The sequence below is a fragment of the Microbacterium sp. X-17 genome, assembly GCF_039615055.1.
Genome location: NZ_JBDHNI010000005.1, coordinates 99,788 through 118,936 on the forward strand (window position 1 = coordinate 99,788; position 19,149 = coordinate 118,936).

Below are 19,149 nucleotides of genomic sequence, written 5' to 3' on the forward strand. Positions count from 1 at the left end.
GCTCGCGCGTCAGTCGCGCTCGGGCGACGGGATGTGCGGGTCGCGCTCGTAGCGGAGCCAGAGCACGCCGAGCGGCGGAAGCGTGATGCGCGCTCGACGGTCGGCGTCGGCGCGGACGACGCCGAGGTTCCCCACGCCCGATCCGCCGAACTCCAGCGCGTCCGTGTTCAGGATCTCGTGCCAGACGCCCGCTTCGGGGAGGTCGAGCACGTAGTTCACGATCGGGTTGCCGCTGAAGTTGCACACGGCGACCACGACGCCGCGTCCGTCGCGCCGCGCGAACGCCAGCACGTTCGGGTTCCACGTGGGCGCGCCCAGGCGCGTGAAGCCCGTGCCGTCGCGCTCGCGCGCCCACAGCGGCTCGTTGTCGCGGTAGGTGCGGTTGAGGGTCGCGACGAACCGCTGCAGCTGCTGGTGCGACGGCTGCTCGAGCAGCCACCAGTCGAGGGCGCGGGCCTGCGACCACTCCGAGATCTGCCCGAACTCCTGCCCCATGAACAGCAGCTGCTTGCCCGGATGCGCCCACATGTACGCGAGGAGCGCGCGGGTGTTCGCGAGCTTCTGCCAGTGGTCGCCGGGCATCCGCGAGAACAGGCTGCCCTTCCCGTGCACGACCTCGTCGTGGCTGATCGGGAGGATGAAGTTCTCGCTGAACGCGTACATGAACGAGAACGTCAGCTCGCCCTCGTGGTGCGAGCGGTAGAGCGGATCCCGCGAGATGTACGCGAGCGTGTCGTTCATCCAGCCCATGTTCCACTTGAAGCCGAAGCCGAGCCCGCTGTGGTTGGTCGCGGCGGTGACACCGGGGAAGCTCGTCGACTCCTCGGCGATCATCGTGATGCCCGGGTACCGGCGGTACGAGGTGGCGTTCACCTCCTGCAGGAAGCGGATCGCGTCGAGGTTCTCGCGGCCGCCGTGCTCGTTCGGCGCCCAGTCGCCCGGCTCCCGCGAGTAGTCGAGGTACAGCATCGACGCGACGGCGTCGACGCGGAGCCCGTCGACGTGGAACTCCTCGAACCAGTACAGCGCGTTCGCGACGAGGAAGTTCCGCACCTCGTTGCGGCCGTAGTCGAAGATCAGCGTGCCCCAGTCGCGGTGCTCGCCGCGGCGGGGATCCGGGTGCTCGTAGAGCGCCTGGCCGTCGAAACGCGCGAGCGCCCACGTGTCCTTCGGGAAGTGCCCCGGCACCCAGTCGACGATGACGCCGATGCCCGCCTGGTGGAGACGGTCGATGAGGTAGCGGAGGTCGTCCGGATGCCCGTAGCGGCTGGTCGGCGCGTAGTAGCCGGTGACCTGGTAGCCCCAGGAGCCGCCGAACGGATGCTCCGCGAGGGGCAGGAACTCGACGTGCGTGAACCCCATGTCCTGCACGTACTCGATGAGCTGGTCCGCGCCGTCGCGGTAGGAGAGCCCGGGCCGCCACGAGCCGAAGTGGAGCTCGTACACGGACATCGGGCGCTGGACCGGCTCGGTGTGCCGTCGCGCCGACATCCACGCGCCGTCGCCCCACGCGTGCGCGGACTCGACGACGACGGACGCGGTCGCCGGCGGCACCTCGGCCCACCGCGCCATCGGGTCCGCTTTCTCGATCCAGATGCCCGCACGGGTGAGGAGCTGGAACTTGTACGACGTTCCGGCCCCCACCGCGGGGACGAACAGCTCCCAGATGCCGCTGCGGCCCATCGAGCGCATCGCGTGACCCTCGCCGCCCCAGTCGTTGAAGTCGCCGATGACGCGCACGGCGCGCGCGTTCGGCGCCCACACCGTGAACGCGGTCCCCGGCACGCCGTCGGAGGTGCGGACGTGCGCGCCGAGCACGTGCCACAGCTGCTCGTGCCGCCCCTCCGCGATGAGGTGCAGGTCCAGCTCACCCACCGTCGGAAGGTGCCGGTACGGGTCGTCGGCGAGGTGGACGGAGCCGTCCTCGTACGTCGCGCGCACGACGTACGACCCGGCGGCGCGGACGGGGCCTCCCTCCCAGATCCCGCCGCGGACGTGCTGGAGCGGGACGTCCGTGCCGTCCGCGAAGATCGCGGTCACGGTGCGGGCGAGGGGGCGGCGGGCCCGGACGAGGTAGCCGCGCCCGGCCGGGTCGTGATGGAGGCCCAGCACGTCGTGCGGGGAGTGGTACGAGCCGGTCGCGACCGTGTCGAGGATCTGGTCGTCGGGGAGGGTGCTCATCGTCGGGTCTCCTTCACGTGCAGGATGTGGACGGGCTCGGCGAACGCGTCGAGCCGGACGTAGTTGTGGTCCGTCCAGGTCCAGTGCGCGCCGGTGAGGAGCTCCTCCACCTCGAACGGCTCGCCCGGCGTCACCCCCCAGATGCGCGTGTCGAGGTGCACCGTCGTCTCGCGGACGGAGTGCGGGTCGACGTTGACCACCACGATGACCGTGTCCGCCTCGCCGGTCGGCGAGAGTGCGGCGGGAAGGTGCTTGGAGTAGACGAGGATCGCGTCGTCGTCGCTCCAGTGGACGGAGAAGTTGCGGAGCTGACGCAGCGCGGGGTGCGCGCGCCGGATGTCGTTGAGCTGCCGGAGGAACGGCGCGAGCGAGTCGCCCGCCTCTTCCGCCGCCGCCCAATCCCGCAGCGTGTACTCGTACTTCTCGTTGTCGATGTTCTCCTCGGAGCCCGGTCGTGCGACGTTCTCGAAGAGCTCGTACCCGGCGTAGACGCCGTACGTCGGGGCCGCCGTCGAGGCGATCGCCGCCCGGATCCGGTAGGCCGGCCGGCCGCCGAACTGCAGGTACTCGGTGAGGATGTCGGGGGTGTTCACGAACAGGTTGGGCCGCAGGAAGTCCGCGGTGTCGCCGGACACCTCGCCGAGGAACTCCTCCAGCTCCGGCTTCGTGTTGCGCCACGTGAAGTAGGTGTAGCTCTGCTGGAACCCCACCTGGGCGAGCGCCCGCAGGGGAGCGGGGCGGGTGAACGCCTCGGCGAGGAACACGACATCCGGATGCTCCGCGTTCACCGTCCCGATCAGCCACTCCCAGAACCACAGCGGCTTGGTGTGCGGGTTGTCGACGCGAAAGATGCGGATGCCCTGCGCGATCCAGTGGCGCACGATCCGCAGGATCTCCGCGCGGATCCCCTCCGGGTCGTTGTCGAAGTTGAGGGGGTAGATGTCCTGGTACTTCTTCGGCGGGTTCTCGGCGTACGCGATCGAGCCGTCCGAGAGGGTCGTGAACCACTCGGGGTGCTCGCGGACCCACGGGTGGTCGGGGGCCGCCTGCAGCGCCAGATCGAGGGCGACCTCGAGGCCTTCCGCCCGTGCGGCGCGGACGAACGCGCGGAGGTCCGCGACCGAGCCGAGGTCGGGGTGGACCGCGTCGTGCCCGCCCTCCTCCGCGCCGATCGCCCACGGCGAGCCGGGGTCGGCGGCGCCCGCGGTGAGCGTGTTGTTCGGGCCCTTGCGGTTCGTGCGGCCGATCGGGTGGATCGGCGGCAGGTAGACGACGTCGAAGCCCATCGCGGCCACGCCCGGGAGCCGCTTCGCCGCGGAGCGCAGCGTGCCGGTCTTGATCGACCCGTCCTTCCTCCGCTTCGCGCCCTCCGAGCGCGGGAAGAACTCATACCAGGCGCCGACGCCGGCCCGCTCGCGCTCCACCAGGAGCTCGAGCTCCGGACCGGTAGAGACGACGGCGCGCACCGGACGGTCCTGCAGTGCCTGGATGAGCGCGGGCTCGTCGAGGAGCGCGAGCGCCTCGGCATCCGTGGTCTCCGCGGACCTCAGGCGCCCGATGGCGTCGCGCAGGACCACCCGCTCGGCGGCGGGACGGGACCGGTCGGCGGCGGCGCGTTGCAGGAGCCGTGCGCCGGTCTCCCGCATGAGCACCGTGTCGACACCGGCGGCGATCTTCACCCCGGCCGTGTGCCGCCAGGTTGCGCCCTCGTCCGCGAACGCCTCGAACCGGAACCGCCAGACCCCCGCCTCAAGGAGCGCCACGTCGGTGCGCCAGTGATCGAAGCCGTCGTCCAGCGGCGCGAGGCGGTGCAGTGACTCGACGCCCGCGGGCGTGAACAGCCGCACGTGCACGCCGATGAGGTCGTGGCCCTCGCGGAAGGCCACCGTCGTGAACGGCACGACCTCACCGGCGAACGCCTTCGCGCGGTACCGCGGGTCGGGCGTCCGCGGCCGGGGGTCGGCGAGCGGGATCCGGAGCGCCCGCGCGCCGAGATCCGGCTCCTCGGGCGCCGCGGATTGCAGCGGCACAGCGGTCGCGCTGCGCCAGGCCGGAGGGACGACGGTTCGTGTCGGGGACGCCACGATTTGAACCTATCGCGGGCCGGTGCGCGCGACACGCCTCTTGCGCCGCGCGCTGTCGTTACTCGGCCCGGAAGAGGTGCATGGAGGTCGCGATCATCGGGACGGTCGCGCCGGGTGCGTGCGTCTCGGGCGCACGGTCGGGCGTCTCGTCCGCGCTGCACCAGAGCGACACGTAGCGCGACACGCCCGCGATCTCGGGGAGCGTCACGTCCACCGGGCGCTCGATGCCGTGCACGATCAGCAGGATCCGGTTGAACGCCTCGCGCTCGGGCGTGGACGCCGCGACGTACTGCAGCGTCCGGTGCGAGGGATTCCCCCATCGGTCGGCGGACATCGTCTCGCCGTGCTCGTCGTACCAGTCCATGTCGGATGCCGACGGCGTCCGCCGGTTGAGACGCTCGAAGCGGATCGGGCGCAGCGCCGGGTTCTCCTGCCGCAGCCGGATGAGTCGCTGGACGTGCGCGAACAGGTCGCGCTGCCACGGCTCGTGCTCCCACTTCAGCCAGGTGAGCGGCGAGTCGTGGCAGTAGGCGTTGTTGTTGCCGCGCTGCGTGCGGGCGAACTCGTCGCCGGCCGTCAGCATCGGGATGCCGGCGGACAGCAGCAGCGTGCCGAGGAGGTTCCGCATCGCCTTGCGGCGTGTCGCCAGGACCGTCGGGTCGTCCGTCGGGCCCTCCGCGCCGTGGTTGAACGAGCGGTTCGTGTCGGCGCCGTCGCGGTTCTGCTCGCCGTTGGAGAGGTTGTGCTTGACGTCGTACGACACGAGGTCGTTGAGGGTGAAGCCGTCGTGCGCCGTGACGAAGTTGACGCTCGCCAGCGGGCCGCGCTCCTCGCTGAACGTGTTGGCGGAACCGGCGAGCCGGTTCGCGAGGCCACCGATCCCGACCGGCGGCACCGAAGCGCGGCGTCCGTAGTCGATGTCGCTCAGCCAGAAGTTGCGGACCCGGTCGCGGTAGCGGTCGTTCCACTCGCTCCAGCCGCGGCCGAAGTTGCCGGTCTGCCAGCCGCCCATCCCGACGTCCCACGGCTCGGCGATGGTCTTGACGCCCTGGAGCGCGGGATCGTCGAGGATCGCCCGCAGGAGCGGATGCTCGGGGGTGAACACGTGGTTCGCGTCGCGGCCGAGCGTCGCCGCGAGGTCGAAGCGGAAGCCGTCGATCTGCACGTCGTTCGCCCAGTAGCGGAGGGAGTCGAGCACGAGCCGGGCCGCGGCATCCGTCGCCGTGTCGACCGCGTTGCCGCATCCGGTCAGGTCGATGTACGTGCCGTCGTCCTGCTGCCGGTAGTACGCGCGGTTGTCGAGCCCGCGCAGGCTCGACCGGGGGCCGCCGAGGCCCTCCTCGGACGTGTGGTTGTAGACGACGTCGAGGATCACCTCGAGACCGGCCTCGTGGAGGAGGCGGACCATGCCCTTGAACTCGCGGAGGACCGCCTCCGGTCCGTCGCGCCGCGCGGCCTCCGTCGCGTAGGCGGCGTGCGGCGTGAAGAAGTTGAGCGTGTTGTAGCCCCAGTAGTTCGTGAGGCCGAGCTGAAGGAGACGGGGCTCCGAGGCGAAGGCGTGCACGGGGAGCAGCTCGACGCTCGTGACGCCGAGCGTCTGGAAGTGCTCGATCATCGCGGGGTGGGCGAGGCCCGCGTACGTCCCGTGGAGGGCGGGCGGGATGTCGGGGTGGCGCTTCGTGAGCCCCTTGACGTGGCCCTCGTAGATCACGGTGCGATCGAGGGGAACGGAGGGCTTCGCGACGCCGCCCCAGTCGAAGGAGCCGTCGATGACGACGGAGCGCCAGTCCTCGAACCCGGCGCTCTGGAGACCGCGCGAGTACGGCTCGAGAAGCAGGGTGCGGCGATTGAACACGTTCCCCGGACCCGGGGGACCCGACGTGCGGACGGCGTAGCGCACCCCGGGACGCAGCAGCGGCGTCGTGGCTTCCCAGACCCCGCCGCCGACGAGACGCATCGGCACCTTGTCGGTGATCCAGTCGAGATCGGTCGGATCGAAGATCACGAGCTCGAGCCAGTCGGCGTGCGCGGACCACACCCGGATCGTGCCGACCCCGTCCTGCAGGGTCACGCCGAGCCGGTCGAGATCCGGCGACAGGAGCGGCGCGGGGGGTGGAGCGGGGCGGGCCGGGTCGGAGATCGCCATGCTGTCTACAGTACCCAGCCCCTCGACGCCGCCCTTCTCCCCGTCCTCCGACCCCGGCCTCCTATCCGCGAGAACGCGCGTATGTCACGAATCTGCGGCGTGTCTGTGACATACGGGCGTTCTCGCGGGGAGGGGGCACGGGGGAGGGGGCGCGGGGGAAGGGGGGTGCGGAGGTGGAGGAGGCAGGGGCGGAGGTGCGGGTGGGAGAGTGGATGCATGCGCGCCTACCTCGACCACGCGGCGACCTCGCCGTTGCGGGACGAGGCGCGCGACGCCTGGCTCGCCGCGTCGGCCCTCGTCGGCAATGCGTCGTCGATCCACGGCGGCGGCCAGGCGGCGCGGCGCCTGCTGGAGGAGTCGCGGGAGCGGCTCGCGGCGGTGCTCGACTGCGAGCCGATCGAGGTCGTCTTCACCGCCAGCGGGACGGAGAGCGTGAACCTCGCTCTCAAGGGGCTGTGGTGGGGGCGGCGGGCCGACGGCGCGATCGTGCTGCCGGACGGCGAGCATCACGCGACGATGGAGGCGGTCGGCTGGCTCGCGGCGCAGGCGGGTGCCGCGGTGCGCACCGTCGCGCTGGATCCGGTCGGACGCATCCCGGCCGATGCCTTCGCCGCCGCCCTGCCCGGGGCCGCGCTCGCGACCGCGCTCGTGGCCGGGAACGAGACCGGCACGGTGAACGACGCGCCGGCGCTCGCGAGGGCCGCGGCGCGCGCGGACGTGCCGCTGCACCTCGACGGTGTCGCAGCCCTCGGTCACGTCCCGGTGCGCTACCGCGCGTGGCGGGCGGATGCCCCGGCCGCCGGTGGTCTGGTCGCCCTGAGCGTGTCGGCGCACAAGGTGGGCGGGCCCGTGGGCGTGGGGGCGCTCGTCGTGTCACGGACGGTGTCGCCGGATGCCCTCGTGCACGGTGGCGCGCAGCAGCGCGGGCTCCGTTCGGGGACGCAGGACGTGGCGGGCGCCGCGGCCTTCGCCGTGGCCGCGGAGCTCGCGGAGGCCGAGCGCGAGAGCGAGGCCGCGCGTCTGCGGGCGCTGGGGGAGCGTCTGATCCGCGGCATCCGGGCCGTGGTGCCCGGTGCCGAGCTGCTCGGGGATCCGCTCGACCGCGTGCCGGGCAACGTGCACGTGCTCTTCCCCGACGCCGAGGGGGAGACGCTCCTGTTCCTGTTCGACCAGCACGGCGTCGCGGTGTCGACGGGATCGGCGTGCCAGGCGGGCGTCGCCGAGCCGTCGCACGTGGTGCTCGCCCTCGGCCGGACGGAACGGGAGGCGCGGTCCGTCCTGCGCTTCACCCTCGGCCGCACGACGACGGAGGCGGACGTGGATGCGGCCCTGGCGGCCCTCCCGTCCGTGCACGCGGCCGCGGCATCCGCCCGCGCCCGCTCCGCTCGCCCCTGACCCGACCCCCGGAGCCTGTCCCCTTCCCCGCGAGAACGCGCTTGTGTCACAGACACGCCGGCGTTTCATGACACAAGCGCGTTCTCGCGGGGCGGTGGACAGGGCGGGGGCGTCCGTACCATGGAGGGCATGCGGGTTCTGGCGGCCATGAGCGGCGGCGTCGACTCCGCCGTCGCGGCCGCGCGGGCCGTCGAGGCGGGACACGACGTCGTCGGCGTGCACCTCGCGCTCTCCCGCGCCGGCGGCACGCTCCGGGCCGGGAGCCGCGGATGCTGCACGATCGAGGACGCGATGGATGCTCGGCGCGCGGCCGACCGGCTCGGCATCCCCTTCTATGTCTGGGACTTCTCGGAGCGCTTCCGCGACGACGTGGTCGAGGACTTCGTCGCCGAGTACCGCGCGGGCCGCACGCCGAATCCGTGCATGCGCTGCAACGAGCGCATCAAGTTCGCGGCCCTTCTGGAGCGCGCGCTCGAGCTCGGCTTCGACGCGGTGTGCACGGGGCACTACGCCGTCGTGCGGACGGGGCCGACCGGACTCGAGCTGCACCGGGCGTCGGATGCCGCGAAGGATCAGTCCTACGTGCTGGGCGTGCTGACCGCCGCGCAGCTCGCCCACACGCTGTTCCCGCTCGGCGACACGCCCTCGAAGGCGCTCGTGCGCGCCGAGGCGGAGGCGCGGGGTCTTGCGGTCGCCCAGAAGCCCGACAGCCACGACATCTGCTTCATCCCGGACGGCGACACGCGCGGCTGGCTCGCGGATCGCGTCGGCACCGCTCCGGGCGACATCGTCGATCGGACGGGCGCCGTGGTGGGGAGCCACGAGGGTGCGCACGCGTTCACCGTCGGCCAGCGGCGGGGGCTCAACCTCGGCGTGCCCGCGCCGGACGGCCGGCCCCGGTTCGTGCTCGAGGTGCGTCCGGTCACGAACACGGTCGTCGTCGGGGCCAAGGAGGAGCTCGCCACGGCGGAGATCGCCGGCGCCCGGTTCAGCTGGACCGGCGCCGTGCCCGATGCCGGCCGGTTCGCGTGCGAGGTGCAGATCCGCGCGCACGCCGAGCCCGTCCGCGCCCTCGCGCGGTGGGACGGCACGCAGGTCGTCGTGGTGCCGGCGTCCCCGCTCGACGGCGTCGCCCCCGGGCAGACGGCCGTGCTGTATGACGGCACGCGCGTGATCGGCCAGTTCACGGTCGACCGCACGGTCTCCGCCGTCCCCGTCTGAGTCGCATCCCGGCCCGAGTGAGGGTCGGAGGCCCTTCGTAGACTGGCGGGGTGACCGACGCCATCGAACTGACGCTCGCGGAGGCCCGGGTCCAGGCTGCGGAGCTCACGGAGCGGATCCTCGACGCGCGCGACGCGTACTACGGCCGCGACGAGGTGCTCGTCGACGACGCGACCTACGACGACTGGATGCACCGCCTCGAGCAGCTCGAGGCGCTCCACCCCGAGCTCCAGGGGCAGGACTCGCCGACGCTGTCCGTCGGCGCGGCATCCGGCACCCTGTTCGCGCCGGTCGAGCATGCGGAGCGGATGCTGAGCCTCGACAACGTCTTCAGTCCCGAGGAGTTCCTCGCGTGGGCGGCCAAGGTCGAGCGCGACGCGGGCCGGTCCGTGCACTATCTGTGCGAGCTCAAGATCGACGGGCTCGCCCTGTCGCTGCGATACGAGCGCGGTCGTCTGGTGTCGGCGGCGACGCGCGGCGACGGCCGCGTGGGCGAGGATGTCACGGAGAACGTGCGCCAGATCTCGGGCATCCCGCGGCAGCTGTCAGGGACCGGGCATCCGCCCCTCGTCGAGGTGCGCGGCGAGGTGTTCTTCACGGTGGCGGACTTCGCTTCGCTGAACGCCTTCCAGGAGTCGGTCGGAGACCGCCTGTTCGCGAATCCTCGGAACGCTGCGAGCGGATCGCTCCGGCAGAAGACCGAGGGCAAGAACGAGCGGCAGCTGCAGGCGATGCACGAGCGTCTGTCACGGCTGCGGCTCACCGTGCACGGGATCGGAGCGTGGCCGGATCCGCCGGTCGCGTCACAGAGCGAGGTGTACGAGCTGCTCGGCTCGTGGGGCCTGCCGACGAGCCGCTACTTCCGGGTGACGGACTCGGCGGCCGGCGCTGCGGATTACATCCGCCACTACGGCGAGCACCGGCACGACGTCGAGCACGAGATCGACGGGGTCGTCGTCAAGGTCGACGAGCTCGCGCTGCACGGCGAGCTCGGCGCGACGAGCCGCGCGCCGCGCTGGGCGATCGCGTACAAGTATCCGCCCGAGCAGGTCAACACGAAGCTGCTCGACATCGTCGTGTCGGTCGGCCGGACCGGTCGCGCGACGCCGTTCGCCGTGATGGAGCCGGCGCGGGTCGCCGGCAGTGTCGTGCGCCAGGCGACCCTGCACAACCAGGACGTCGTGAAGGCGAAGGGGGTGCTGATCGGCGACACGGTCGTGCTGCGCAAGGCCGGGGACGTCATTCCCGAGGTGCTGGGGCCCGTCGTCGAGCTGCGTGACGGCACGGAGCGGGCGTTCGTGATGCCCGCGAACTGCCCCGAGTGCGGGTCGCCGCTCGCGCCGGCGAAGGAGGGCGACATCGACCTCCGCTGCCCGAACACGCGGTCGTGTCCCGCGCAGGTGCGGGGCCGCGTCGAGCACGTCGGATCTCGGGGCGCCCTCGACATCGAGGGGCTGGGGGAGGTGTCCGCGGCAGCGCTGACGCAGCCCGAGCGGCCCGAGACGCCCCCGCTCGTCACCGAGGCGGGCCTGTTCGAGCTGACCGCGGAGGACCTGTTCCCGATCGACGTCACGGTGCGCGACCCGGAGACGGGGCTGATCCGCCTGCTGCCGGACGGGTCGCCGGACACCCGTTCGCCGTTCCGGCGCATCCGACGGAAGACCGGACGGGACGCGGATCCCGCCTTCGATCCCAACGGGCCGTTCGACGGGGACCCCGACCACGTCGTGTCGAAGGCCGCTCTCGAGCTCCTGGTGAACCTCGAGGTCGCGAAGACGAAGGAGCTGTGGCGGTTCCTCGTGGCGCTGAGCATCCGTCATGTGGGTCCCGTCGCCGCGCGGGCGCTGGCTCAGTGGTTCGGCTCGCTCGACGCCATCCGCGCGGCGTCGCGCGACGAGCTCGCCGCCGTGGAGGGGGTCGGGCCGATCATCGCCGACGCGCTCATCGACTGGTTCGAGGTCGACTGGCACCGGGAGATCGTGGATCGCTGGCAGGCCGCGGGCGCGCAGCTCGCCACCCCGGGACACCCGGGGCCGGGCGCGGCGGAGGAGACCGGCGGCGTGCTCGCGGGGCTCACGATCGTGGCGACCGGCTCGCTCGACGGGTACACGCGTGAGGGGGCGCAGGAGGCGATCCTGCGGGCGGGCGGCAAGGCCGCATCGAGCGTGTCGAAGAAGACGGACTTCGTCGCGGCCGGTCCAGGAGCGGGGTCGAAGCTCGCGAAGGCCGAGGAGCTGGGCCTCCGGATCCTTGACGCCGCCCAGTTCCACCTCCTCGTGACCGAGGGTCCGTCCGCGCTTGGGGAGCCCGCCACCGCTCCGGAGTGAGTGTCGTACGTCCGTTCTACTCTCGGGTCCAGACGCGAGAAGGAGCGCCACGTATGACCACCCTGCTACATAGTGCTACGGAGAGCTACACTGCTCCCATGGCTGACATTCCGGCACGCGAGCTGCGCAACGACACAGCCGGACTGCTCCGACGTGTCGAGGGCGGCGAGGAGATCACGATCACCGTCCACGGCCGACCCGTGGCCCGGCTGGTGTCGGTGGATCCTTGGCGTCGGCCGATTCCGGGCCCGGAGTTCGCCGCGCGGCTTCAGACGCATCAGGCAGACCCCGCGCTGCGCGACGAGCTGCGAGACCTCGTGGGCGAGACGTCCGACGAAGACGGGCTGGGATGATGGCCCGGACGCTCGCCGTGGCGGATACGTCCGTCTTCATCGCGCAGGAGAGCGGTCGCCCGCTCGGTCCTGATGTCGAGGGCCACGACTATCTGACGACGGTTGTCACGGTCGGCGAACTGGAGCTCGGAGTTCTGGTGGCCGCAGACGTGCAGACACGAGCGCGTCGGTTGGCGACCCTCGATCAAGTTCGGGGCATGCCGATCCTCTCGGCGTCTGAGGAAGCCGCCCACGAGTGGGCGCGGTTGCGTGCCTATGTCGGCGCTGCGGGCCGACGTGTCCGCGTCAACGACCTGTGGATCGCGGCGATCGCGGCGGCGAACCGGCTCCCGGTCGTCACGCAGGATGCCGACTTCGACCTGCTCGCCGATGCACCGGGTGTCGAGGTGATCCGCGTCTGATCAGCGCGCGAGCCGTGCCTCGAGGCCGAACTTCACGGTCGGCCATTCGTCGTCGGTGATCGAGAACACCACAGTGTCGCGCACCGTGCCGTTATCGAAGATCACGTGCTTGCGCAGGACGCCGTCCTGCTTCGCGCCCAGGTTCTCGATCGCGCGCCGCGACTGGTGGTTGTGCCAATGCGTGCGGAACTCGACGGCGATGCAGCCCAGCTCTTCGAACGCGCGCGTCAGGAGGAGAAGCTTCGCCGCGGAGTTGATGCCGGTGCCCTGCGCGGGACGCGAGAGCCACGTTCCGCCGATCTCCACGCGGCGATTGGCGGGATCGACGTCCCAATACGAGGTGACGCCGACGGCCCGTCCGGTCGCCGGGTCGACGATCGCCCAGGGCGCCATCGCTCCGGCACGCTGACGTTCGAGTCGCTCCGAGATCGCCGCCCACATCCCGCTCGGGGACGGGATCCTCGTGTACCAGGTGCGCCAGAGATCCTCGATCGCAACGGCATCCGCGAGATCGTCGTTCCGCGCCAGGCTCAACGGTTCGAGCACGACGCGCTCGTGGGCGAGCGTGGGGGTGGCCGCGAAGTCCATGCGGCTAGGGCTTCAGGGCGTCGCGGACGAGGCGGCGCTGGACCTTGCCGATGAGCGACTTCGGCAGTTCGTCCACGACCACGATCCGCCGCGGGACCTTGTAGGGCGTGAGGATGTCGCGGGCGAACGCGCGTACGGCCTCCGGGTCGAACTCGGTCACGCCGTCGGTCAGGACCACGGCCGCCACCACGTCCTCGCCCGAGTGCGGGTTCGGAAGCCCCACGACCGCCGCCTCCGCGATATCCGGATGCTGCGTCAGCACGGCCTCGACCTCGGTCGGCGACACGTTGAAGCCGCCCGTGATGATGAGCTCCTTGATGCGGTCGACGATTCGCACGAAGCCGGCCTCGTCGATCGTGACGATGTCGCCCGTGCGGAACCAGTCGCCGACGAAGACGGCGGCCGTCTCCTCGGGCTTGCCGTGGTAGCCCGAGAACACCTGCGGACCGCGCACGAGCAGTTCGCCGGGTTCGCCCGGTGCGACGTCGCGCGTCGGCTCGTCGGGATCCACGACGCGGCACTCGGTGGCGGGCAGCGGGAGCCCGACCGTGCCGGGCACGCGGTTCGCGGCGACGGGATTCGCCATGAGCACGGGGGAGCACTCGCTCAGGCCGTATCCCTCGACCAGGTAGCCGCCCGAGGCCTTCTCGAACGGCACGACGAGCTCGTGCGGCAGCGCCATCGCCCCGGAGATCGCGATCTCGGTCCCCCGCAGGGAGATTCCGGTCTCTTGCGCTCGCTTCAGCAGCCGGTCGGCGATCGGCGGCACGAGCGGCAGGAACGTCGCCGGGCGCTTCTTCGTGACCGCGAGCACCATGTCCGGGTCGAAGCGGGGGAACAGCACGAGCCGCGCGCTCATCGACATCGCGAACGTGAGGCAGAGCGTCAGGCCGTAGGCGTGGAACATCGGCAGTACCGCGTACACGACGCATCCCTCGCCCGGCGTGATCGTCGGCACCCAGGAGCGCGATTGTGCCGCGTTCGCGAGCAGGTTCCGGTGCGTGAGCGCCGCGCCCTTCGGGGTGCCCGTCGTGCCGCTCGTGTACTGGATGATCGCGAGGTCATCCGTGGTCGGGCGCGGGTGGGATGCCGCGAGCGGCGGGTGCGCGACGAGCTCCGACCAGCCGATCGCGCCGGTGACCGGCTCGTGCAGCGCGGTTCGGGCCTCGCGCGCCTTCTTCAGGGGCAGGCGCAGCGCCATCCGTGTGACGAACGGCATCGCCTCGATGAGGTCGACCGCGATGATCCGCGCCGGACGCACCTCGTCGGGGAACTGCTGGAGCGTGTGGACGGTCTTGCTCCACGCGATCACCGTGCGCGCCCGGTGGTCGGAGAACTGCACCTGCAGCTCTCGCTCGGTGTACAGCGGGTTGTGCTCGACGACGACGGCGCCGAGCCGGAGGATCGCGTAGAACGCGACGATGTGTTGCGGGCAGTTCGGCAGCACGATCGCGACCGGGTCGCCGGCGTTCACCCCGAGCGCGCGGAGGCCCTCCGCGGCCCGGTCGATCGCCTCCGCCAGCTGACGGTAGGTCGTCACGCGGCCGAAGAACTCGAGGGCGGGAGCGTCGGGATGCGTCCGCGTCGAGGTCTCGACGATGTCCGACAGGGAGCCCTCGACGGGTGCGAGGTCGGCAGGCACGCCCGGTGCGTAGCTCGAGATCCAGGGGCGAGGCGGATCGTACGTCGTCACGCGCCCCAGCCTAGGGCCCGCATAAACTGGCTCGGTGTCTGAAATCACCCCCGATCTCGTGCGCCATCTCGGCGTGCTCGCCCGGATCCAGCTGAGCGACGAAGAGGTGGAGCGCCTCACGGGTCAGCTCGCGGTGATCGTCGACAACATCGCGAAGGTCTCGGAGGTCGCGACCCCCGAGGTGCCGGCCACGAGCCATCCGATCCCGCTGGAGAACGTCTTCCGTCCCGACGAGGTGGGGCAGATCCTCACGCGCGCGCAGTCGCTGCAGAACGCACCGGATGCCGTGGACGGACGCTTCCGCGTCACCGCGATCCTGGGGGAGGAGCAGTGAGCGATCTGATCCGGATGCCGGCGGCAGAGCTCGCCGCAGAGCTCGCAGCGGGTCGCGTGTCGAGCGTCGAGGCCACGCAGGCCCACCTCGACCGCATCGCCGCGGTGGAGCCCGACGTCCACGCGTACCTGCACGTGAACGAGCACGCGATCGCCGCCGCGCGGGAGATCGACCGGCGCCGCGCCTCGGGTGAGGTGCTGCATCCGCTCGCCGGTGTGCCGCTCGCGATCAAGGACGTGCTCGTCACGACCGACATGCCCTCGACCAGCGGATCCAAGATTCTCGAGGGCTACCTGTCGCCCTACGACGCCACGGTCGTGGCGCGCGCCCGCGCCGCCGGGCTCGTGCCGCTCGGGAAGACCAACATGGACGAGTTCGCGATGGGCTCCTCGACGGAGCACTCCGCCTACGGCCCGACCCGCAACCCGTGGGCGCTCGACCGCATCCCCGGCGGCTCCGGCGGTGGGTCCGCAGCCGCGGTCGCAGCGTTCGAAGCCCCGCTCGCGCTCGGCTCCGACACGGGCGGCTCGATCCGCCAGCCCGCGCACGTGACCGGCACCGTCGGGGTGAAGCCGACCTACGGCGGTGTCAGCCGCTACGGGGCGATCGCCCTCGCGTCGAGCCTCGATCAGGTGGGTCCCGTCACCCGCACGGTCCTCGACGCGGGTCTCCTGCACGACGTGATCGGCGGTCACGACGCCCACGACTCGACCTCGCTGGAGGAGGCCTGGCCGTCGTTCGCCGCGGCCGCTCGCGAGGGCGCCCGTGGCGACGTGCTGAAGGGCCTCAAGGTCGGAGTCATCCGCGAGCTCCCCGACAGCGGCTTCCAGGCCGGCGTCTCGGCATCCTTCCGGGCCGCGCTCGCGGCGCTGGAGGCGCAAGGCGCGGAGATCGTCGAGGTCAGCGCGCCGCACTTCGAGTACGGCGTCGCCGCCTACTACCTGATCCTTCCGGCGGAGGCGTCGAGCAACCTCGCGAAGTTCGACTCGGTGCGGTTCGGGATGCGGGTCACGCCCCACGCGAGCGCCACGGTCGAAGAGGTCATGGCCGCCACCCGCGACGCCGGCTTCGGCGACGAGGTCAAGCGGCGCATCATCCTCGGCACCTACGCTCTCTCGGCGGGCTACTACGACGCGTACTACGGGAGCGCGCAGAAGGTGCGGACGTTGATCCAGCGCGACTTCGACGAGGCCTTCGCCGAAGTGGACGTGATCGCGACGCCGTCCGCGCCGACGACCGCGTTCCGGCTCGGCGAGAAGCTCGACGACCCGCTGCAGATGTACCTCAACGACGTGACGACGATCCCGGCGAACCTCGCGGGCGTGCCCGGGATCTCGGTCCCGTCGGGCCTCGCCGCCGACGACGGCCTGCCCGTCGGCATCCAGTTCCTCGCTCCGGCGCGGCAGGATGCGCGGCTGTACCGGGTGGGCGCGGCGCTGGAGGCGCTGCTCGTGGACGAATGGGGCGGCCCGTTGCTGGACCGCCTCCCGGCGCTGGGAGGCGTGCGCTGATGCCGAAGGACAAGCTGATGGACTTCGACCGGGCGCTCGAGCTGTTCGAGCCGGTCATGGGGTTCGAGGTGCACGTCGAGCTCAACACGGCGACGAAGATGTTCTCCTCCGCGCCCAACCCGGCGCACAGCGAGAACCACGACGCGGAGCCCAACACGCTCATCGCGCCGGTCGACCTCGGCCTCCCGGGAGCCCTCCCGGTCGTGAACGCGGAAGCGATCCGCAAGTCGATCAGCCTCGGCCTCGCGCTCGGCTGCTCGATCGCGCCGGTGAGCCGCTTCGCGCGGAAGAACTACTTCTACCCCGACCTCGGCAAGAACTACCAGATCTCGCAGTACGACGAGCCGATCGCGTTCGAGGGCCGCGTCGAGCTGGAGCTCGAGGACGGCACCATCATCGAGGTGCCGATCGAGCGCGCGCACATGGAGGAGGATGCCGGCAAGCTCACGCACGTCGGTGGCGCGACCGGCCGCATCCAGGGTGCGGAGTACTCGCTCGTCGACTACAACCGTGCGGGCGTGCCGCTCGTCGAGATCGTCACGAAGCCGATCTTCGGCGGCGAGGACCGGTCGCCCGAGATCGCGCGCGCGTACGTGCAGGCGATCCGGGATCTCGTGCTCGCCCTCGGCATCTCCGAGGGCCGCATGGAGCGCGGCAACCTGCGCTGCGACGCGAACGTCTCCCTCCGCAGGCGCGGCGAGGAGAAGCTCGGCACGCGCACGGAGACGAAGAACGTCAACTCCACCCGCTCCGTCGAGCGCGCGGTGCGGTACGAGATCCAGCGGCAGGCCGCGATCCTCGAGGCCGGTGGCACGATCACGCAGGAGACGCGGCACTGGCACGAGGACACCGGGACGACCTCCGCGGGGCGCCCGAAGTCGGATGCCGACGACTACCGCTACTTCCCGGAGCCCGACCTGCTGCCGGTGGCGCCCGCACGGGAGCTCATCGAGGCGCTGCGGGCGGAACTCCCCGAGCAGCCGGTGGCGCGCCGCCGCCGTCTGAAGGCGGAGTGGGGCTTCACGAACCAGGAGTTCCAGGACGTCGTCAACAACGGCATCCTGTCCGAGGTGGAGGCCACGATCGCCGCCGGGGCATCGCCGGCGTCGGCCCGGAAGTGGTGGACCGGGGAGATCGCGCGGATCGCCAACGCGCAGGAGCGCGAGGCGCCCGAGCTCGTGTCGCCGGCGGATGTCGCGGCGCTGCAGGCGCTCGTGGATGCCGGCACGCTGACGGACAAGCTCGCCCGCCAGGTGCTGGACGGCGTCATCGCCGGCGAGGGGACGCCGCAGGAGGTCGTGGACGCCCGCGGGCTCGCGGTCGTCTCCGACGACGGCGCGCTGATCGCGGCGATCGACGAGGCCCTCGCGGCGCAGCCGGACGTGCTGGAGAAGATCCGCGACGGCAAGGTCCAAGCTGCCGGCGCGATCATCGGCGCGGTCATGAAGGCGATGAAGGGCCAGGCCGATGCCGCGCGCGTGCGCGAGCTGATCCTGGAGCGCGCCGTCTCCTGACCCGACGCCGCACCGCGTGGCGCGCCTGTTTCTCGCTCGCGCCACTCGAACTCGCGTAGCGCGTGCGACGAAGAGGCGCGCGAAGGGCGGATGTCGGCGGGCGCGCGCAGAATAGAACCTATGGGACGCGGCGACGGGACGGGGCGCATCGTCTCGGGCGAGGGCGCCGACGACACGGGCACGCGGATCCTGCACGTCGACATGGACGCGTTCTACGCGTCGGTCGAGGTCCTCGACCACCCCGAGCTGCGCGGAAAGCCCGTCATCGTCGGCGCGGCTGAAGGCCGCGGGGTCGTCTCGAGCGCGACGTACGAGGCGCGGCGGTTCGGTGTCCGCTCGGCCATGCCGGTGTCGCAGGCGCTGCGGCTGTGCCCGGTCGCGATCGTCGTGCCCCCGCACTTCGACCGGTACCTGGTGACCTCCGCGCACGTCATGCGCCTGTTCCGTGACGTGACGCCGCTCGTCGAGCCGCTGTCGATCGACGAGGCCTTCCTCGACGTGAGCGGAGCGCGGCGCCTGTGGGGGAGCCCGGGGCGGATCGCGCGGATGCTGCGTCAGCGCATCCTGGAGGAGACCGGGCTCACCGCGAGCATCGGTGTTGCCGCGACGAAGCACGTCGCGAAGATGGCGTCGACGATCAGCAAACCCGACGGGCTGCTGATCGTGGCGGAGCCCGACACGGCGGCGTTCCTGGCGGCGCGGCCCGTGCGCGCTCTGTGGGGGATCGGGCCGAAGTCGGCGGAGGCGCTCGAGTCCCGCGGCATCCGCACCGTCGCCGACGTGCTCGACACGCCGCGGCCGGTGCTCGACCATGCGCTCGGCGCGGCGATGAGCGACCGCATCTGGCATCTCGCGCGCGGGATCGACGCCCGGGAGGTCGACACCTCGCGGATCGAGAAGAGCGTCGGCCACGAGGAGACCTTCGAGGAGGACATCTCCTCGCCCGCGATCCTTCGGGCCGAGCTGCGCCGCCTCGCCGACCGAGTCGGCGCGCGGCTGCGGGCCCACGACTGGGAGGCGGCGACGGTCTCGATCAAGGTCCGCTTCTCCGACTTCGCGACCATCAGCCGGTCGCAGACCCTCCCGGAGCCGACCGCGGTGGGGCAGCGGATCGGCGACGCGGCGCAGGCGCTCCTCGCGGCGGTCGACCTGCGCGCCCCCGTGCGCCTCGTCGGCGTCCGGGCGGAGCGGCTCCTGCCCGCCGGTGCCGCCGGAGCTGCGCTGTGGGACGACGACGCCGAGTGGCGGCGCGTGGAGGGCGCGCTCGACGACGCTTCCGCGCGGTTCGGGTCGGGCGCGGTCACGCGTGCCGCGCTCCTCGGTCCTCGCCGCGCCGGCGGATCGCTGCCCTCGCACCCGCGAGCACCCACCGACTGAGGGCTCCGCGCGGCCCGCCGCCGC

Annotated in this window: 14 protein-coding genes; 9 read left to right on the forward strand and 5 right to left on the reverse strand. The window is 71.8% G+C overall.

The features are described from left to right. Nucleotides 1-9 precede the first annotated feature (9 nt). From glgB to glgX, 3 genes are read right to left on the reverse strand one after another with little or no spacing between them, the layout of a single operon-like run. Nucleotides 10-2,181: a 1,4-alpha-glucan branching protein GlgB gene (glgB, locus tag ABCS02_RS23400; protein ID WP_345838106.1), complete on the reverse strand. Its 2,172-nt coding sequence runs from the start codon at nucleotides 2,179-2,181 to the stop codon at nucleotides 10-12. Continuing rightward, on the reverse strand, nucleotides 2,178-4,265 hold the full coding sequence (locus tag ABCS02_RS23405; protein WP_345838107.1) for a maltotransferase domain-containing protein: 2,088 nt from the start codon (nucleotides 4,263-4,265) through the stop codon (nucleotides 2,178-2,180). The genes glgB and ABCS02_RS23405 overlap by 4 nt, the downstream gene beginning before the upstream one ends. 58 nt (nucleotides 4,266-4,323) lie before the next feature. After that, nucleotides 4,324-6,411 carry a glycogen debranching protein GlgX gene (glgX, locus tag ABCS02_RS23410; protein ID WP_345838108.1) on the reverse strand — a complete coding sequence of 696 codons (2,088 nt, stop codon included), beginning with the start codon at nucleotides 6,409-6,411 and terminating at the stop codon, nucleotides 4,324-4,326. 216 nt (nucleotides 6,412-6,627) lie between these two features. Here glgX and ABCS02_RS23415 point away from each other — a divergent pair, with 216 nt between their 5' ends. The 5 genes from ABCS02_RS23415 to ABCS02_RS23435 all read left to right on the forward strand — a co-directional run bounded on the left by ABCS02_RS23415 (nucleotide 6,628) and on the right by ABCS02_RS23435 (nucleotide 12,108). Beyond that, complete coding sequence (locus ABCS02_RS23415; RefSeq protein WP_345838109.1) at nucleotides 6,628-7,806, forward strand: aminotransferase class V-fold PLP-dependent enzyme; 1,179 nt, start codon at nucleotides 6,628-6,630, stop codon at nucleotides 7,804-7,806. A gap of 129 nt (nucleotides 7,807-7,935) precedes the next feature. Beyond that, nucleotides 7,936-9,027, forward strand: coding sequence for a tRNA 2-thiouridine(34) synthase MnmA (gene mnmA, locus ABCS02_RS23420; RefSeq protein ID WP_345838110.1), 1,092 nt, complete (start codon nucleotides 7,936-7,938; stop codon nucleotides 9,025-9,027). Nucleotides 9,028-9,077: 50 nt separating this feature from the next. Beyond that, nucleotides 9,078-11,354: an NAD-dependent DNA ligase LigA gene (gene ligA / locus ABCS02_RS23425; RefSeq protein WP_345838111.1), complete on the forward strand. Its 2,277-nt coding sequence runs from the start codon at nucleotides 9,078-9,080 to the stop codon at nucleotides 11,352-11,354. 98 nt (nucleotides 11,355-11,452) lie between these two features. Continuing rightward, nucleotides 11,453-11,707, forward strand: a complete 255-nt coding sequence (locus ABCS02_RS23430) for a type II toxin-antitoxin system prevent-host-death family antitoxin (RefSeq protein WP_345838112.1) — start codon at nucleotides 11,453-11,455, stop codon at nucleotides 11,705-11,707. Then, nucleotides 11,704-12,108 carry a PIN domain-containing protein gene (locus tag ABCS02_RS23435; RefSeq protein ID WP_345838113.1) on the forward strand — a complete coding sequence of 135 codons (405 nt, stop codon included), beginning with the start codon at nucleotides 11,704-11,706 and terminating at the stop codon, nucleotides 12,106-12,108. The genes ABCS02_RS23430 and ABCS02_RS23435 overlap by 4 nt, the downstream gene beginning before the upstream one ends. Here the strand turns inward: ABCS02_RS23435 and ABCS02_RS23440 are convergent, their stop codons facing one another. Then, entirely contained in the window at nucleotides 12,109-12,696 is a 588-nt protein-coding gene (locus tag ABCS02_RS23440; RefSeq protein ID WP_345838114.1) for a GNAT family protein, read from the reverse strand. Nucleotides 12,697-12,700: 4 nt separating this feature from the next. Continuing rightward, nucleotides 12,701-14,389 carry a long-chain-fatty-acid--CoA ligase gene (locus ABCS02_RS23445; protein ID WP_345838115.1) on the reverse strand — a complete coding sequence of 563 codons (1,689 nt, stop codon included), beginning with the start codon at nucleotides 14,387-14,389 and terminating at the stop codon, nucleotides 12,701-12,703. 34 nt (nucleotides 14,390-14,423) lie between these two features. Here ABCS02_RS23445 and gatC point away from each other — a divergent pair, with 34 nt between their 5' ends. From gatC to dinB, 4 genes are all read left to right on the forward strand, one after another. Beyond that, nucleotides 14,424-14,723: an Asp-tRNA(Asn)/Glu-tRNA(Gln) amidotransferase subunit GatC gene (gene gatC, locus ABCS02_RS23450; protein WP_345838116.1), complete on the forward strand. Its 300-nt coding sequence runs from the start codon at nucleotides 14,424-14,426 to the stop codon at nucleotides 14,721-14,723. Beyond that, nucleotides 14,720-16,234 carry an Asp-tRNA(Asn)/Glu-tRNA(Gln) amidotransferase subunit GatA gene (gene gatA / locus ABCS02_RS23455; RefSeq protein ID WP_345838117.1) on the forward strand — a complete coding sequence of 505 codons (1,515 nt, stop codon included), beginning with the start codon at nucleotides 14,720-14,722 and terminating at the stop codon, nucleotides 16,232-16,234. Before gatC ends, gatA begins: the two co-directional genes overlap by 4 nt. Next, nucleotides 16,234-17,748, forward strand: a complete 1,515-nt coding sequence (gene gatB / locus ABCS02_RS23460; protein ID WP_345838118.1) for an Asp-tRNA(Asn)/Glu-tRNA(Gln) amidotransferase subunit GatB — start codon at nucleotides 16,234-16,236, stop codon at nucleotides 17,746-17,748. Before gatA ends, gatB begins: the two co-directional genes overlap by 1 nt. 120 nt (nucleotides 17,749-17,868) lie before the next feature. After that, nucleotides 17,869-19,125: a DNA polymerase IV gene (gene dinB / locus ABCS02_RS23465; RefSeq protein ID WP_345838119.1), complete on the forward strand. Its 1,257-nt coding sequence runs from the start codon at nucleotides 17,869-17,871 to the stop codon at nucleotides 19,123-19,125. Nucleotides 19,126-19,149: the final 24 nt, after the last annotated feature.

Bases quoted from the DNA above. Each gene is read 5' to 3' on its own strand.
- glgB (WP_345838106.1), bottom strand. From the start codon at position 2,181: ATGAGCACCCTCCCCGACGACCAGATCCTCGACACGGTCGCGACCGGC.
- glgX (WP_345838108.1), bottom strand. From the start codon at position 6,411: ATGGCGATCTCCGACCCGGCCCGCCCCGCTCCACCCCCCGCGCCGCTC.
- ABCS02_RS23415 (WP_345838109.1), top strand. From the start codon at position 6,628: ATGCGCGCCTACCTCGACCACGCGGCGACCTCGCCGTTGCGGGACGAG.
- mnmA (WP_345838110.1), top strand. From the start codon at position 7,936: ATGCGGGTTCTGGCGGCCATGAGCGGCGGCGTCGACTCCGCCGTCGCG.
- ABCS02_RS23430 (WP_345838112.1), top strand. From the start codon at position 11,453: ATGGCTGACATTCCGGCACGCGAGCTGCGCAACGACACAGCCGGACTG.
- ABCS02_RS23435 (WP_345838113.1), top strand. From the start codon at position 11,704: ATGATGGCCCGGACGCTCGCCGTGGCGGATACGTCCGTCTTCATCGCG.
- ABCS02_RS23440 (WP_345838114.1), bottom strand. From the start codon at position 12,696: ATGGACTTCGCGGCCACCCCCACGCTCGCCCACGAGCGCGTCGTGCTC.
- gatB (WP_345838118.1), top strand. From the start codon at position 16,234: ATGCCGAAGGACAAGCTGATGGACTTCGACCGGGCGCTCGAGCTGTTC.
- dinB (WP_345838119.1), top strand. From the start codon at position 17,869: ATGGGACGCGGCGACGGGACGGGGCGCATCGTCTCGGGCGAGGGCGCC.